This is a genomic window from Ralstonia mojiangensis, from assembly GCF_023955645.1.
Taxonomy (GTDB): domain Bacteria; phylum Pseudomonadota; class Gammaproteobacteria; order Burkholderiales; family Burkholderiaceae; genus Ralstonia; species Ralstonia mojiangensis.
The window spans coordinates 119,992-135,943 of record NZ_JAMXHU010000003.1 but is presented as its reverse complement, the minus strand read 5'-3'; the positions used below and the strand labels follow the sequence as shown (position 1 = coordinate 135,943).

Annotated in this window: 13 protein-coding genes; 7 read left to right on the top strand and 6 right to left on the bottom strand. The window is 64.7% G+C overall.

What is annotated here, in order from left to right; translation table 11 throughout:
* Positions 1-6: 6 nt before the first annotated feature.
* From NG898_RS12680 to dapC, 6 genes are read right to left on the bottom strand one after another with little or no spacing between them, the layout of a single operon-like run.
* Entirely contained in the window at positions 7-525 is a 519-nt protein-coding gene (locus tag NG898_RS12680; protein ID WP_252692615.1) for a class IV adenylate cyclase, read from the bottom strand.
* 10 nt (positions 526-535) lie between these two features.
* The gene (dapE, locus tag NG898_RS12675; protein ID WP_252692614.1) at positions 536-1,687 is read right to left on the bottom strand and encodes a succinyl-diaminopimelate desuccinylase; all 1,152 of its coding nucleotides are present in this window, start codon (positions 1,685-1,687) and stop codon (positions 536-538) included.
* Between the two features lie 25 nt (positions 1,688-1,712).
* On the bottom strand, positions 1,713-2,057 hold the full coding sequence (locus NG898_RS12670; protein ID WP_039595884.1) for an arsenate reductase: 345 nt from the start codon (positions 2,055-2,057) through the stop codon (positions 1,713-1,715).
* Positions 2,058-2,071: 14 nt separating this feature from the next.
* Entirely contained in the window at positions 2,072-2,485 is a 414-nt protein-coding gene (locus NG898_RS12665) for a hypothetical protein (protein WP_252692613.1), read from the bottom strand.
* A gap of 60 nt (positions 2,486-2,545) precedes the next feature.
* Entirely contained in the window at positions 2,546-3,373 is an 828-nt protein-coding gene (dapD, locus tag NG898_RS12660) for a 2,3,4,5-tetrahydropyridine-2,6-dicarboxylate N-succinyltransferase (protein WP_024975807.1), read from the bottom strand.
* 42 nt (positions 3,374-3,415) lie between these two features.
* Positions 3,416-4,615 (bottom strand): succinyldiaminopimelate transaminase, encoded by a 1,200-nt coding sequence (gene dapC / locus NG898_RS12655; protein WP_252693435.1) that lies wholly within the window; start codon positions 4,613-4,615, stop codon positions 3,416-3,418.
* 152 nt (positions 4,616-4,767) lie between these two features.
* Between dapC and NG898_RS12650 the strand changes: the two genes are divergently transcribed.
* The 7 genes from NG898_RS12650 (at position 4,768) to NG898_RS12620 (ending at position 15,935) form a co-directional block, all read left to right on the top strand.
* Positions 4,768-5,697 (top strand): DMT family transporter, encoded by a 930-nt coding sequence (locus NG898_RS12650; RefSeq protein WP_252692612.1) that lies wholly within the window; start codon positions 4,768-4,770, stop codon positions 5,695-5,697.
* A gap of 37 nt (positions 5,698-5,734) precedes the next feature.
* Positions 5,735-6,781 carry an alpha/beta fold hydrolase gene (locus NG898_RS12645; protein WP_252692611.1) on the top strand — a complete coding sequence of 349 codons (1,047 nt, stop codon included), beginning with the start codon at positions 5,735-5,737 and terminating at the stop codon, positions 6,779-6,781.
* Positions 6,782-7,032: 251 nt separating this feature from the next.
* On the top strand, positions 7,033-10,548 hold the full coding sequence (gene smc / locus NG898_RS12640; RefSeq protein WP_252692610.1) for a chromosome segregation protein SMC: 3,516 nt from the start codon (positions 7,033-7,035) through the stop codon (positions 10,546-10,548).
* The gene (locus NG898_RS12635; RefSeq protein ID WP_252692609.1) at positions 10,549-11,763 is read left to right on the top strand and encodes a cell division protein ZipA C-terminal FtsZ-binding domain-containing protein; all 1,215 of its coding nucleotides are present in this window, start codon (positions 10,549-10,551) and stop codon (positions 11,761-11,763) included.
* Positions 11,764-11,773: 10 nt separating this feature from the next.
* Positions 11,774-14,215, top strand: a complete 2,442-nt coding sequence (ligA, locus tag NG898_RS12630; protein WP_252692608.1) for an NAD-dependent DNA ligase LigA — start codon at positions 11,774-11,776, stop codon at positions 14,213-14,215.
* Positions 14,212-14,745, top strand: a complete 534-nt coding sequence (def, locus tag NG898_RS12625; protein ID WP_024975800.1) for a peptide deformylase — start codon at positions 14,212-14,214, stop codon at positions 14,743-14,745. The genes ligA and def overlap by 4 nt, the downstream gene beginning before the upstream one ends.
* Positions 14,746-14,813: 68 nt before the next feature.
* Positions 14,814-15,935, top strand: coding sequence for an alpha/beta fold hydrolase (locus tag NG898_RS12620; protein ID WP_252692607.1), 1,122 nt, complete (start codon positions 14,814-14,816; stop codon positions 15,933-15,935).
* The last annotated feature ends 17 nt before the right edge of the window (positions 15,936-15,952 follow it).

Sequence of the window (15,952 nt, the reverse complement as noted above, 5' to 3'; positions counted from 1 at the left end):
TGTGGCTCAGCGTTGGGTGGCAGCGAGCAGGTCGACGTAGGCTACGTCGAGCAGGTCGGATTCGGCAATGCCGAGGGAATGCATCAGTTGGTGGGCGATCTTCACACCGTCGTCTTCGGATTGCGTATCGCGCAGCACGACTTCAAGCTCGACGAAATCGCCGAGGTCTTTCACCGCATCTACATGAATGCGCGTCTGGCCGGCGAGATAAAGCTGGCGCACCTTGATGACGCGCCCGGCCGTGCCGATGGCGGCGGCCAGCGTGTCGCGCAGGGCGTCGGGCGCGGTGGTCGGAACGATGTGGTAGCTGGACACGCGCGGGCCGGCGCTGTTGGCGCGGAAGTAGTGGATCAGTTCGCCGCGCTCGGGCGAGAACTGCCGCAGCTTCAGGCGCCCCTTCGCACGGGCGAAGAACGTGTCGTCCTGGTCGATGCGTTCGGGGCCCGAATCCGCAATGGCAGCCGCGCGCTCAATGAGGGCTGCCACATCGCGCACACGCGCCTTGATCTCGACGTTGCGCGCCATCTGGGCGGCCTCAGGCGATCAAGGTTTCCAAGACGCGGCGATACACGTTTTTCAGCGGCTCGATAAAAGCCACTTCGACGTGTTCGTCGATCTTGTGGATGCTCGCGTTCGGCGGGCCGAACTCGATCACCTGCGGGCAGATTTTGGCGATGAAGCGGCCGTCCGACGTGCCGCCCGTGGTCGACAGTTCGGTCGTCACGCCGCATTCCGCCTGGATGGCGGAGGCGAGGGCTTCGGACAGGTCGCCGCGCTCGGTCAGGAAGGGCTCGCCGCCCAGCGTCCAGTCGAGCGTGTAGTCGAGGCCGTGCGCATCGAGAATGCCGTGCACGCGCGCCTTCAGGCCGTCCGGCGTGCTCGCGGTCGAGAAGCGGAAATTGAAGTCGATCGTGACGTGGCCGGGAATGATGTTCGTCGCGCCCGTACCGCCGTGGATATTCGACATCTGCCATGTGGTCGGCGGGAAGTACGCGTTGCCGTCGTCCCACTTGGCAGCGGCCAGTTCCGCCAGCGCCGGCGCGGCCAGGTGGATCGGGTTCTTGGCCAGATGCGGATAGGCGATGTGACCTTGCACGCCATTGACCGTGAGCTTGCCCGACAGCGAACCGCGTCGCCCGTTCTTCACCATGTCGCCGAGCGTCGACACGGAAGTCGGTTCGCCCACCACGCAGTAATCGAGGCGCTCGCCGCGTGCGCGCAGCAGGTCGCACACCTTGACGGTGCCGTCGTGCGCGGGGCCTTCTTCGTCGCTGGTGATCAGGAAGCCGATCGAGCCTGCGTGGTCCGGATGTTTGGCAACGAATTCTTCCGATGCCACCACGAAGCCTGCAATCGATGTCTTCATGTCGGCTGCGCCACGGGCGTAGAGCTTGCCGTCGCGGTGCGTGGGCTCGAACGGGTCGGAGTGCCATTGCTCGACGGGGCCGGTCGGCACCACGTCGGTGTGGCCCGCGAAAACGAGCAGCTTGCCGTCGGTGCCCGCGCGGCCGCGCTTGACGGCCCACAGGTTGGTCACGCGAAAGTGGTCGGGCCCGCTGACCACGGTTTCGCATTCGAAACCGGCGGCGGTCAGGCGTTCGATCAGCACATCCTGGCAGCCCTTGTCTTCGGGCGTGACGGAACGGCGGCGGATCAGGTCTTCGGTGAGGGCAAGCGTGGGCTGCATGACGGTGACGATGTTGTCGTTATTGTTAGAAGAGGGTGGCGTACTGATCCGCCGAGAAGCCGACGTTGACGCTTTTGCCGTGCACCAGCACCGGACGCTTGATCAACGACGGGTTGGCCTGCATCAGCGCGATTGCACCGGCCTCGTCTTCGGCGCGGGCCTTGTCGGCATCCGACAGGGCGCGCCACGTAGTGCCCTTGCGGTTGAGCAGCGTGGTGAGCGGCACATGCTTGAGCCAGCCGGCCAGCATGTCGGCGCTCACGCCTTGCTTTTTGAAATCGTGAAAGGTGTAGGCCACGCCGTTCGATTCGAGCCACGTACGGGCTTTCTTCACGGTGTCGCAATTGGGGATGCCATGCAGGGTCGTCATGGTGGGATTCGCAATCAATGTCGAGAGGCTTGCAGGGCAAACGAGAGAGCGGCGACGGCCAATGCAAAACCGACGGACGCCAGCCACGTCATGCGCTTGAGGCGGCGCTCCAGACGCGCAGCTTCATCGCGCAGGGCGTCGATGGTAATGGCGTGCTGTTCGGCCAGCAATTTGACGGATTCGGCCTGCTGCAGGATCGCCGCTTCCAGTTCGGCAATCCGTGTATTCGGGTCGGGCGCGGCGCCTTCTGCGGGGGCAGGTTCGGTGCCGGTCTTCTTGCGGTTCTTGAACTTGTCGATGGTCTTGTTTGCCTGCTCTAGGATGGTGGGCAGCAACGACAAGACGGTACCGATGGTGTTTGGATCAAGACCCATGATGCGTTGGCGCAGCTTGCCGAAGCGGGTGCCTTTGGCATTGCGTTCGGACATTGCTGCGCTTCAAGTGGTTGGCATGCCCGCAAGACTAGCAGGCATGCCTTGCGCCGGTGCTCAATCGCCGCGCAGCAGCTCGTTCAGGCCAACCTTGGCGCGCGTCTTGGCGTCGACCTTCTTGACGATCACGGCGCAGTACAGGCTGTGCGTGCCGTCCTTCGACGGCAGGTTGCCCGCCACCACCACCGAGCCCGCAGGGATGCGGCCGTAGCTGACTTCACCGGTTTCGCGGTCGTAGATCTTGGTCGACTGGCCCAGGTACACGCCCATCGAGATCACCGAGTTCTCTTCAACGATCACGCCTTCCACCACTTCCGAGCGGGCACCGATGAAGCAGTTGTCTTCGATGATGACCGGGTTGGCCTGCAGCGGCTCCAGCACGCCGCCGATGCCCACGCCGCCCGACAGGTGAACGTTCTTGCCGATCTGTGCGCACGAACCGACGGTGGCCCACGTGTCGACCATCGTGCCTTCGTCAACGTAAGCGCCGATGTTCACGTACGACGGCATCAGCACGGCGTTCTTGGCGATGAACGAGCCACGGCGCGCCACAGCCGGCGGCACCACGCGGAAGCCGCCCGCCGCGAAGTCTTCGGCCGTGTAGTTGGCGAACTTGCTCGGCACCTTGTCATAGAACTGCGTGAAGCCACCAGCAGCCATCGGGGCGTTGTCTTCCAGGCGGAACGACAGCAGCACGGCCTTCTTGATCCACTGATTGACGATCCACTCGCCGTCCTTCTTCTCGGCCACGCGCAGCGCGCCACGATCGAGCTGGCCGATCACGTTGGCGACGGCTTCACGGACATCGGCCGGAGCGGCCTTGGGCGACAGGTTGGCGCGGTCTTCCCACGCTTGATCGATCAGGGATTGCAGTTGTTGCGTCATGGCTGTGTTCGCTCTAGGAGAAATTCGAAAAAGGGTAAGGGGTCAGCGTTGCTGGCAGAACTCGACGATCCGGCGGGCGCCTTCCAGGCATTCGTCCACGCCGGCCACCAACGCGATGCGCACGTAGTCCTGGCCCGGGTTCGTGCCGTGCGCCTCGCGGGCGAGGTAGCTGCCCGGCAGCACAGCGACGTTCTTGGCGGCCAGCAGTTGGCGTGCGAATTCGGTGTCCGACAGGCCCGTGCGCTTGACGTTGGCCCACAGGTAGAAGGCTGCGTCGGGCAGGGCCACGTCCAGCACCTCGGCCAGCATTGGCGTGACCTGCTGGAACTTCTTGACGTACTGCGCGCGGTTGTCGCGCACGTGGGTCTCGTCGTTCCACGCAGCGATGCTAGCGGATTGCACGGACGGGCTCATCGCGCTGCCGTGATACGTGCGATACAGCAGATAGGCCTTGAGCAGCTTGGCGTCGCCTGCCACGAAGCCGGAACGCATGCCCGGCACGTTGGAGCGCTTGGACAGGCTGGAGAACATCACTAGGCGGTCAAAGCTGCGGCCCAGCTGATGTGCGGCCTGCAGCGCGCCCAGCGGCGGGTTGGCCTCGTCGAAATAGATTTCGGAATAGCACTCGTCCGAGGCGATGACGAAGCCGTATTCGTCGGACAGCGCGAAGAGCTGTTTCCAGTCTTCCAGCGTGAGCACGGCGCCGGTCGGGTTGCCCGGGCTGCATACGAAGACGAGCTGCACGTTGCGCCATTCTTCCGGCGTGATCGCGGCGAAATCGGGCGCGTAGTTGCGTGCCGGGTCGCTGTTGGCGAACAGCGGCGTGGCGCCGGCCAGCAGCGCCGAACCTTCGTAGATTTGGTAGAACGGGTTCGGGCACAGCACGTGCGCGCCAGGCTTGCTGCCGTCGATCACGGTTTGCGCGAACGAGAACAGCGCCTCGCGCGAGCCGTTGACCGGGATGACCTCGGTGGCCGGATCGACCTTCGGCAAGCCGTAGCGGCGCTCCAGCCACGCGGCGATGCACTGTCGCAGTGCATCAGAGCCAAGCGTCGTGGGATAATTCGCCAGCCCGCCGAGCGCCGCCGTCAGTGCGTCTTTCACCAGGGCCGGCGTCGGATGCTTGGGCTCGCCGATACCGAAGCTGATGGGCGTATGGACGGCGCTGGGCGTCACGTCCTTGACGAGCGCTTTCAGTTTCTCGAACGGATACGGCTGCAGGGCGGACAGGCGCGGATTCACGGTGTTGGGCGGCGGTGTTGGGCTGGTCAGCGGGCAAGCTTGGCGCTTGCCGGGAAGCCCGAAATTATACGGCCAACGTGTGCTTACCGCGTGGCCAGTCACCTCGGACATTGCAGGAAGCGGCGGATTCCCGCCGTTTTTTTATTGGTCACATGACAACGATTGCTTCTTCGGCGCCCGCAGCGGATAGCGCCAGCCATCACGAGCCGCAATGGGCGGCGGCCCTCTTCATCCTTGTAGGCGCGTCGGTCTGGGGCATTTCCTGGTATCCGTATCGCCTGCTGGCCGGCTGGGGTCTTGGCAGCATGCTGGCGTCGTCAATGACGGGCGCGGCTGCGGCCGTGCTGGCTGCGGTGGTGCTACGTCGTCACTTTTCGACGTTTCAGTGGTCGTGGCTCATTCCGGCGCTCGGGATCGCGGCGGGTATCACCAACGCGGGTTTCGTCTGGGGCACGGTGCACGGCACGGTCATGCGGGTGCTGCTCCTGTTCTACCTGACCCCGGTATGGACGGCCCTGCTGGCGCGCCTGTGGCTGCACGAGCGGCTGGGGTGGCGCGGCGGTGTGCTGCTCGCCCTGGCACTGTCGGGCGCGATGATGATGTTGTGGTCGGGCGAGGCCGGCACGCCGTGGCCGGGTTCAGCGGCGGAATGGGCGGGGTTGGTTGCTGGGCTCGCTTTTGCGTGCAACAACGTGCTGTCCCGCTTGGCGGGGCAACGTCATCCCACCATGCGGCCGGAAATGCGCACCGTGGTCGTCTTCACAGGTTGCGCGCTGGTGGGTTTTCCGGCTGCGCTGCTGCTCGATGGCGTGCGCACGGTGCCGGCGGCTTTTTCACAGGGCAATACGTGGCTGCTGCTGGCGGGCATGGCCTGCGTGCTGGTCGGCGGCAATGCGATGGTGCAGCGCGGCCTGCAACGCTTGCCGGCCAATCGTGCGGCGTTGCTGATGCTGTTCGAAATCGTGGTCGCGGCCGTGTCGTCGTCGCTGCTGACGGCGGAGCGCCTGTCCCCCCAGGAGATGGTGGGCGGCGCCTGCATCATCCTGGCAGGCGCGCTGTCGGGGCTGTCGCGGCGAAAGTAGGTTGCCGGCGTTTCGCAAATCAACCCAGGAGTTGCTGATGTTGCTTCGTTCGATTTCAATCGCGCTGACGTTTGCACTGTCGACGGCCGCAACGGCCCTGCACGCCGCTCCCGCAGAGACCGGCCCCGCGTATGGTCCGCGCCTGGAGGGCTTCGATTACCCGGCTCCGGTCAAGCTCTTCAAGTTCGAGTCACAGGGCAATGCACTGGAGATGGCGTACTTGGACGTCGCGCCGAAGCAGCCGAATGGTCAGGTGGCGGTGCTGCTGCATGGCAAGAATTTCTGCGCCGCTACCTGGGAAGGCACGATCGCCGCGCTGACGGGTGCCGGCTACCGCGTGATCGCACCGGATCAGATCGGCTTCTGCAAATCGAGCAAGCCGCGCGCGTACCAGTACACCTTTCAGCAACTGGCCAGCAATACGCATGCGTTGCTCGCCTCGCTCGGGATCGAGCAGGCCATCATGATTGGCCATTCGACAGGTGGCATGCTGGCGACGCGCTACGCCTTGATGTATCCGAGTGCGGTGTCCCGGCTGGTGATGATCAACCCGATCGGCCTGGAAGACTGGAAGGCCAAGGGCGTGCCGTCCCTGAGCGTCGACCAGTGGTTCGCGCGAGAGAAGCAGACCACCGCCGAGCGCATCCGCGCCTATGAGCAGTCCACGTACTACGCCGGGCAATGGCGCACGCAATACGAACCGTGGGTGCAGATGCTGGCCGGCATGTACCGCGGCCCGGGGCGCGATCTGGTGGCGTGGAATTCCGCACTGCTGTACGACATGATCTACACGCAGCCCGTCGTCTATGAGTTTGGCCAGTTGCGCCCGCCGACGCTGCTGCTCATCGGCCAGAAAGACACCACCGCCATCGGCAAGGACGCTGCCCCGCCGGAAGCACGTGCACAGCTTGGTCGTTACCCGGAACTCGGTCGGGCGGCGGCAAAAGCCATTCCGCGCGCCACGCTGGTGGAATTGCCCGATGCAGGCCATGCGCCACAAATTCAGGATCCTGATGCGGTGCACAATGCGCTGCTCGACTGGCTCGCGGCGCCGGAGCGTCCGCGCACCCGCCGTCCGGACTGACGTTATTTGTCATGGAGGCGAAACTGCTTACAAATCTGCAGCAATTTGCTCTCTGGCGCTGCAAATTTCGTCCATTTTTGTAGCGATTTGATTGGCGGGAGGCTGGGGTGCGAATGGTATGATGGCGCCATCCGCGCCCCTGGGGCGTGCCTTGTCACTCCGCGCCGCACGGCGTTGGTGTGATGACAAAGGCGCGTTCCTCGGGCGCCCGCTTTATCCCCCTTTTCTGATCCCTTCGAGACGAACACAACGTGCGCCTCTCTTCGATCAAGCTCGCAGGCTTCAAGTCTTTCGTCGATCCGACCAATTTTCATGTTCCGGGCCAGCTTGTCGGCATCGTCGGTCCGAACGGTTGCGGTAAATCCAACATCATCGACGCCGTGCGCTGGGTGCTCGGCGAATCACGCGCCGCGGAACTCCGTGGCGAATCGATGCAGGACGTCATCTTCAACGGCTCGACCCAGCGCAAGCCGGCGGGCCGCGCCAGCGTCGAACTCGTGTTCGACAACGCGGAAGGCCGCGCCGCCGGCCAGTGGAGCCAATACGCCGAAGTGGCGGTCAAGCGCGTGCTCAGCCGCGATGGCACCTCGTCGTACTTCATCAACAACCAGGCGGTGCGCCGCCGCGACATCCAGGACATCTTCCTCGGCACGGGCCTCGGGCCGCGCGCCTACGCCATCATCGGGCAGGGGATGATCTCGCGCATCATCGAGGCCAAGCCCGATGACATGCGCATCTTCCTGGAAGAAGCCGCGGGCGTGTCGAAGTACAAAGAGCGCCGCCGCGAAACGGAAAACCGCCTCTCCGACACGCGTGAAAACCTCACACGCGTGGAAGACATCCTGCGCGAACTCGGCTCCAACCTCGAAAAGCTCGAGGGCCAGGCCGAAGTGGCGCAGCGCTTCCAGGCGCTGCAGGCCGACGGCGAAGAGAAACAGCACCTGCTGTGGCTGCTCCGCAAGCGTGAAGCGCAGGCTGAGCAGGAACGCCATCAGCGCGCCATCGAACAGGCACAGATCGACCTGGAAGCGCAGACCGCGCAGTTGCGCCATATCGAGGCCGAACTCGAAACGATGCGCGTTGCGCATTACGCCTCGTCCGATGCGATGCACGCCGCGCAGGGCGCGCTCTACGAAGCCAACTCGGAAGTCAGCCGCCTGGAAGCCGAGATCCGCTACGTGGTGGAATCGCGCAACCGCATCCAGCAGCAGATCGCCACGCTGACCGCGCAGCAAGAGCAGTGGCATACGCAGGGCGAGCAGGCGCAGGAAGACCTTGCGGCGGCCGAGGAAGAGCTTGCCATGGCCGAGGAGCGTGCCGCGCAGGCCGCTGAGGACGTTGCGCGCAAAGCCGACGAACTTCCTGGCATGGAAGCGCAATGGCGCGATGCGCAGACCACGCTGAACGATCAGCGCGCTGCGATCCTTCAATCGGAGCAGGCGCTCAAGCTCGAAGCCGCGCACCAGCGCAATGCCGACCAAGCCCTGCTGCAGCTTGAGCAGCGTCGCGAACGTCTGACGCAGGAGTCATCTGGCCTCGACAAGCCGGACGACGTGCAGCTCGAAACGCTGCGTGCCGAACTGGCTGAACAGGAAGAGGTGTTGGCTGAAGCGCAAGCCGCGCTGGAAGACACCGAAACAGAGGTGCCGCTGCTCGACGAGGCACGCCGCGCCGCGCAAGACCGCGTGCAATCGGAAGCCGCCGCCATCGCCAGCCTGGAAGCCCGCCTTGCCGCGCTCAAGCAGTTGCAGGAGAACGTGCAGACCGACGGCAAGGTTCAGCCGTGGCTGGCCAAGCACGAACTGAGCGAACTGCCGCGCTTCTGGAAGAAGCTGCAGATCGAGCAGGGCTGGGAGCCGGCACTCGAAGCCGTGCTGCGCGAGAAGCTGGGCGCGCTCGAAGTGTCCAATCTGGATTGGATCAAGGCGTTTACAGCTGACGCGCCGCCGGCCAAGCTGGCCTTCTATGCGCCACCGCCGGCTGCGCTTCCGGTGGAGGCGCCGGCGGGGTTGCGTCCGCTGATGTCGCTGGTGCAAGTGACGGAGCCGGGCATTCGTGCCGTGCTGCAAGACTGGCTGGCCGACGTCTATATCGCCGACGACATGCAGGCTGCGATTGCTGCGCGCCAAACGCTGCCGGAAGGCGGTACGTTTGTCATCAAGGCTGGGCACCTGATTGGCCGGTCATCGGTGCAGCTGTACGCGCCCGATTCCGAACAGGCCGGCATGCTGGCCCGCGCTCAGGAAATCGAGAACCTGCACAAGCAGGTGCGTGCGCAGATGCTGTTGGCCGACGAAGCCAAGAGCGGTGCTGTGCGTGCCGAAGCAGCCTACAGCCAAGCGAGCCAAAACCTCACGCAGGTGCGGGCCCGCGCCGAGCAGGCCACACGCCGCGTGCATGTGCTGCAGATGGATGTGCTCAAGCTGTCGCAGGCGATGGAGCGCTACAACGCGCGCAGTGGCCAGATCGACAGTGAGTTGGACGAGATTCGCGCGCAGATCGACGAGCAGCGTGCCATCCGCGCAGAATCCGAAGCGACGTTTGAGCAGCACGATGCGGCACTCGCCGACATGCAGGCGCGCTTTGAAGACAGCCAGCAGGCGTTCGAGGCGCTCGAAGTTCGCTTGAGCGATGCGCGCAACGCGTTGCGCGACCAGGAGCGCGGCGCACAGGAAGCGCACTTTGCCGAGCGCAATCTGCAGAACCGCATTGCCGAACTGAAGCGCAACATCCAGGTGGCAAGCGATCAGGCGCAGCAGATCGTGCTGACGCTGGAAAACGCGCGCGCCGAGCTGGAAACCATCAACGAGCAGACCGCCCACACCGGCCTGCAGGAAGCGCTGGAGCGCCGCGCCGAGAAGGAAGAAAAGCTTGGCCTGGCTCGCACAGAACTGGATGCGCTGACCGCGCAACTGCGCACGCATGACGAGCAACGGCTGACCGCCGAGCGCGCCCAGCAACCGCTGCGCGATCGCATCACCGAGCTGCAGTTGAAGGAACAGGCTGCGCGCCTGAACCAGGAGCAGTTCACCGAGCAGCTCACCGCTGCCAATGTGGACGAAGCCGCGCTGGCTGATCGCCTGACGGGCGACCTGAAACCTTCGTACCTGCAAGGTGAGGTCACGCGCATCAACAACGCCATCAATGCGCTCGGCCCGGTCAACATGGCCGCGCTCGACGAACTGGCGGCGGCGCGCGAGCGCAAGGGCTTCTTGGATGCGCAATCGGCCGACTTGACCGACGCGATCACCACGCTGGAAGACGCCATCCGCAAGATCGATCAGGAAACGCGTGCGTTGCTGCAAGGCACGTTCGACCAGGTCAACTATCACTTTGGCGAACTGTTCCCGACGCTGTTCGGTGGCGGCCAGGCCAAGCTGATGATGACCGGCGAAGAGATTCTCGACGCGGGCGTGCAGGTGATGGCACAGCCGCCGGGCAAGAAGAACTCGACCATTCACCTGCTGTCGGGCGGCGAGAAAGCGCTGACTGCGATTGCGCTGGTGTTTGCGATGTTCCAGTTGAACCCGGCCCCGTTCTGCTTGCTGGACGAGGTGGACGCGCCGCTGGACGACGCCAACACCGAGCGCTACGCCAATATGGTCAAGCGCATGTCCGACAAGACCCAATTCGTTTTTATTTCTCACAACAAGATTGCGATGGAAATGGCGCAACAGCTCATCGGTGTGACCATGCAGGAACAAGGTGTGTCCCGGATCGTGGCGGTGGATATGGATGCCGCGCTGACCATGGCGGAGGCAGCATAAATGCAGGACAACAACCTGGTGATGGCCCTGCTGGGCGCCGGCGTGGTGTTTGTGCTGGTGATCGTTGTGTACAACCAGTGGCAGATCCGCAAGGCCCGCCGCCCCGAAGCGTACAACCCGCCCGTCGACGAGATCCCGCGCGGCGAGGGTTGGACCGAGCGCGCCGAACCCGCCCTGGGTGGCGAGCGTGATGACGCCAACCGCGTTGAACCGCGTCTCGAGCCTGGTTTCTCGGCGAAGGCGCACACTCCCGCCACGGGCAGCGCCGAAACCGAAGCGGGGGTAATCGGCGCTGAACTCACGCCCTCGGGCGACGAGGCTGCGCTCGAGGCCGCCGAGACGGAAGAGATCGCCGAACCAGCCCCGGGTTCGCTGGAGCCTGCAAACGGCGTGATCGATCCGCTGATCGATTGCATCGTGCCGCTGCATCCGGAGCGCGAAGTGTCGGGCGACCGGCTGCTGCCGGCGCTGACCAAGCTGCGACGCGCGGGCACCAAGCAGATCCACGTGGAAGGTTTGAACCCCGCCGCCAATGCGTGGGAAGCCATCCGCGCCGGTCAGCGCTACCTTGACGTGCAAGTGGCCGTGCAGCTGGCCAACCGCACGGGCCCGCTGAATGCGCTGGAGTTCTCGGAATTCATCAACGCGATCGATCCGTTGTCGGAAGCGGCCGATGCCGTGCCGGAACTGCCGGACATGAACGAGACGATTTCCAACGCGCGCGAACTCGACGCGTTTGCCGCCGAGTGCGATGTGCAACTGGGCGTGAGCGTGATTTCCGACGGGGCCCCCTGGTCGGCCGCGTACGTGCAGACGGTGGCCACGCAAGACGGCCTCGTGCTCTCGCGCGACGGTACGCGTTTCACGCGCTTCCATGCGGGCGCTGACGGTGTGCAGCGCGCACTGTTCACGCTGCAGTTTGGCGACACCAATTTCCTGCGCGATGACCTGACCGTCAAAGCCGGCCGCCAGATCACGCTGCTGCTCGATGTGCCCGTGGCGGAGGAGGCAAGCAAGCCGTTCAAGCTGGTGTGCGAATACGCCTACACGCTGTCGCAGCGCATGGGTGCGCAGGTGGTGGATGACAACCTGCGTCCGCTGACGGAACAATCGTTCGTCGCCATCCAGAAGCATCTGCGCGTGCTGTACGACAAGCTCGAATCGCGCGGCATCCCGGCCGGTTCCAGCACTGCGGTGCGCTTGTTCAGCCACTGACGGACGCACGATGAGCAAGACTGCAGAACCCGCGTCCGGTGCCACACCCGAGGCGCGGGCAGCTTGGCTGCGCGCCGAGCTGAACCGCTACGCCCATGAGTATTACGTGCTCGACCAGCCCAGCGTGCCTGACGCTGAATATGACCGGCTCTATCGCGAGCTGGAAGCGCTGGAAGCCGAACATCCCGAGCTGAAGACACCGGACTCTCCCACGCGGCGGGTCGGTGGGGCGGTCCTACCCGAATTTGCAGCGGTCAGGCATGTCATTCCCATGCTGTCGATCCGCACCGAGACCGACACCACCGCCAACGGCGCGCGTGCGTTCGACGCCAGCGTACGCCGCGAGCTGGGCCTTGATGACACCGATCCGCCCGTCGAATATGCCGCCGAGCTGAAGTTCGATGGCCTGGCGATCAATCTGCGCTATGAGCGCGGTTATCTCGTGCAGGCCGCCACACGCGGCGACGGCACCACAGGCGAAGACGTCACACAGAACATCCGCACGATCCGCCAGATTCCACTGGGGCTGTCGCCTGTTGGCGGCCATGTGCCTGACGTGCTGGAAGTGCGCGGCGAGGTCTACATGCGCCGCGACGACTTCGAAAAGCTCAATGCCCGCCAGCGCGAGCGCGGCGACAAGACCTTCGTCAATCCGCGCAATACCGCGGCCGGTGCCGTCCGCCAGCTCGATCCGAAGATGGCTGCCGAGCGCCCGCTGTCTTTCTTCGCCTATGGCCTGGGCGAGGTCGTCGGCTGGAAAGGCCTGCCTGACACGCATTCCGGCATGCTCGATGCGCTGCAGGCATTTGGTTTTCCGGTCAGCACCGAACGCGCTGCGGTGAAGGGCGGAGACGGGTTGGTCACGTTCCATGAGGCTATCGGCGCCAAGCGCGACAGCTTGCCGTTCGACATCGACGGCGTGGTCTACAAGGTCAATTCGCTCGCGTTGCAGCGCGAACTCGGCTTTCGCACGCGTGAGCCGCGCTGGGCGGTTGCGCACAAATATCCGGCGCAGGAAGCGCTGACCACCGTCGAATCGATTGGCGTGCAGGTCGGCCGCACGGGCGCCATTACGCCGGTGGCGCGGCTGGTGCCGGTGTTTGTTGGTGGCGTGACGGTCACCAATGCGACGCTGCACAACGAAGACGAAGTCCGCCGCAAGGATGTGCGCGTTGGCGACACCGTGATCGTGCGCCGCGCGGGTGACGTGATCCCCGAAGTGGTGGGCGTGGTGCTCGATCGCCGCCCGATGGACGACGTGCCCGGCAGCGACTTGTTCAATCCGCAGCAACAGCCGAAGTACCCGCCGTTCGAACTGCCGAAGACGTGCCCGGTGTGCGGTTCGCACGTTGTGCGCGAAGAGGGCGAGGCGGTGGCCCGCTGCTCAGGCGGGCTGTTTTGCTCGGCACAGCGTAAAGAGGCGATCCGCCACTTTGCCGGCCGCCGCATGATGGACATCGAAGGCCTGGGCGAGCGTTACATCGACAACCTGGTCGAGCTGGACTACGTGCACGGCATCGCAGACCTGTACAGGCTCAAGCTCGAAGACTTCCTGGAGATGAAGCGCCGCGCTGATGAGCGTGATGGCGCGACACCGGAAACCGTCGCCGCTGGCAAGATCGCCACCAAGTGGGCTGAGAATCTCCTGGAAGGCATCCAGGCCAGCAAGACGCCGCCGCTGGCGCGCTTCCTGTTTGCGCTGGGCATTCGCCACGTGGGCGAATCGACCGCCAAGACGCTCGCGGACTGGCTCGGCAGTCTGGCCATCATCCGGCGGGCGCCGGCACCGCTGCTGCTGGCGCTGCCCGACGTGGGTGCCACGGTGGCGGAGGCCATCGCCGACTTCTTTGCCGAGCCGAAGAATCAGCAGGCGCTGGATGCGCTGCTGGAAGCCGGCGTCGCTCCGCAAGGCGAGCATGCGCCAAACGCAAAGCTGCGCGAGAAGCTGGAGCCCGCCGAGCTGTACGGCACGCTTGGCGTGCCCAAGCTGACAGCCACGCGTGCCAAGCAATTGGCGGTGGCAGCGCCGACGCTTGCCCGGTTGGCCAGCGTAGAGCCCGATCACTTGGCTGGTCTGCCGGCTGATGTGTCTGCGTCGCTGCTCGAATGGCTGGCTTCGCACGACCATCGCACCCAGTTGGCGAAGCTCGACGCGCTGCGCGACGAACTGCTTGCCGCCATGCCGGCTGAAGCCGCCGAAGAAGGCGTGCTGGCCGGCAAGACGGTTGTGTTGACCGGCACATTGCCCAACCTCACGCGCGACGAAGCCAAGGCCATGCTGGAAGCGGCAGGCGCCAAGGTATCCGGTTCGGTGTCGAAGAAAACCGACTACGTTGTCGCCGGAGAAGAAGCCGGCAGCAAGCTCGCCAAAGCCGAAGAATTGAACGTGAAGGTTCTGGACGAAGCGGGTATGCTCGCGCTGTTAAAAAAACCGGCGGGAGACCAGGCATGATCCGAAACATCCTCAAGATGGGCGACAGCCGTCTGCTGCGCGTCGCCAAGCCAGTCGAGCGCTTCCACACGCCCGAACTGACGGCCCTGATCGAAGACATGTTCGACACGATGGATGCGGCGCGCGGTGCCGGCCTGGCGGCGCCACAGATCGGCGTGGATCTGCAAGTCGTCATCTTCGGGTTCGATCGCAACGACCGGTATCCGGATGCGCCGGCCGTGCCCAAGACGGTGTTGATCAACCCCACCATCGAGCCGCTGTCGGACGAGATGGAAGACGGTTGGGAGGGCTGCCTCTCGGTGCCGGGCCTGCGTGGCGTTGTGCCGCGCCACACGCGCCTGCGCTACACCGGCTTCGACCAGCACGGCCACGCCATCGACCGCATAGCCGAAGGCTTCCATGCCCGTGTCGTGCAGCACGAATGCGACCACCTGCAGGGCGTTCTCTATCCGATGCGGGTGAAGGATTTCACCCGCTTCGGCTTTACCGAAGTGCTGTTCCCGGAATTGCCCGCCAATCACGACGACTGATCGAGACTGCGGGAGCGTCGCACCTGCGGGGGCGGGTGGGCGCGTGTTTCATCCACCACGGAGACGATATGAAGCGCGATGGTTTGAGGGGCTGGCGCCGGCTGGCGCTTGGGGTCGCCATGACGGCGATGCTGGGGTTGGCTGCCTGCGCGGGGCCGCAGGCTCCCGAAACCACGGCGGCCGCACCGGCTGCCCAGAAGCCGCAGGGTCCGGTCTGGCAACGCGTGCATCTGGGCGCGGATGCCGTGGCCTACGATTTCCCCGTCTACGCCAACCATCCGCTCGATGGTGATCTGAGCAGCATCCGCGAAGTCGTATTCGTGCAGCACGGCCTGCAGCGCAACGGAAACGATTACTACACCGCTGGCGCAGATCTGCTCCAGGCCAGCGGCCGCAATCCCGACGAGGTCCTGCTGATTGCTCCGAACTTTCCCGGTACGCCCGATGAGGGTAAGGGTTTCGACGGCATGCCGGTTTGGTCGGTGGATGGCTGGATCGGCGGCTTCAACGCGACCAACGCACCATACACGGACCTGAGTTCGCTCAAGGTGCTCGATGACCTGATTGGCTACGTAACGGACCCGGCGCGTGCGCTCAACGTCAAGCGCGTCACGGTGGCAGGCCATTCGGGCGGCGGCCAGATCGTGCAACGCTACGCCGTCCTCAACAACGTGGACGAGGCTATCCGCAAGCGCGGCATCGACCTGCGCTACGTGGTCGCCAATCCGTCGTCGTATCTGTATTTCACGCCGGAGCGTCCGCGCGGCAAGGGCTTTGCCCGCTACAGCACCAGCGTCTGTCCGGACTATGACCACTACAAGTACGGCATGGTCGATATGGTCCCGTATGCCGCAGGCAAGACCGGCCGGCAGTTGTTCAACCGATATGCGCAGCGCCACGTGACCTACCTGGCCGGCACGAGCGACAACGACCCGAACCATCGCGTACTCGACAAGCTCTGCGGCGCCGAGGCCGAAGGCCCGACGCGCCTGGACCGCGCACGCAATTACTGGCGCTACGAGCACCACATGGCGGGGCGCAAGCGCGTCAATCACCAAGCGCACGAAGTGGTTGGCGTGGGTCACGATCAAGCGAAGATGTTCGGCTCGCGTTGCGGTGCGCAAGCGGTGTTTGGCATGCCCGCATCGGCCAACACCACGGGGGCAGCCTGCCAGGCCCCGCGTCTGTAGTTTGGGCGGCAGGGTAA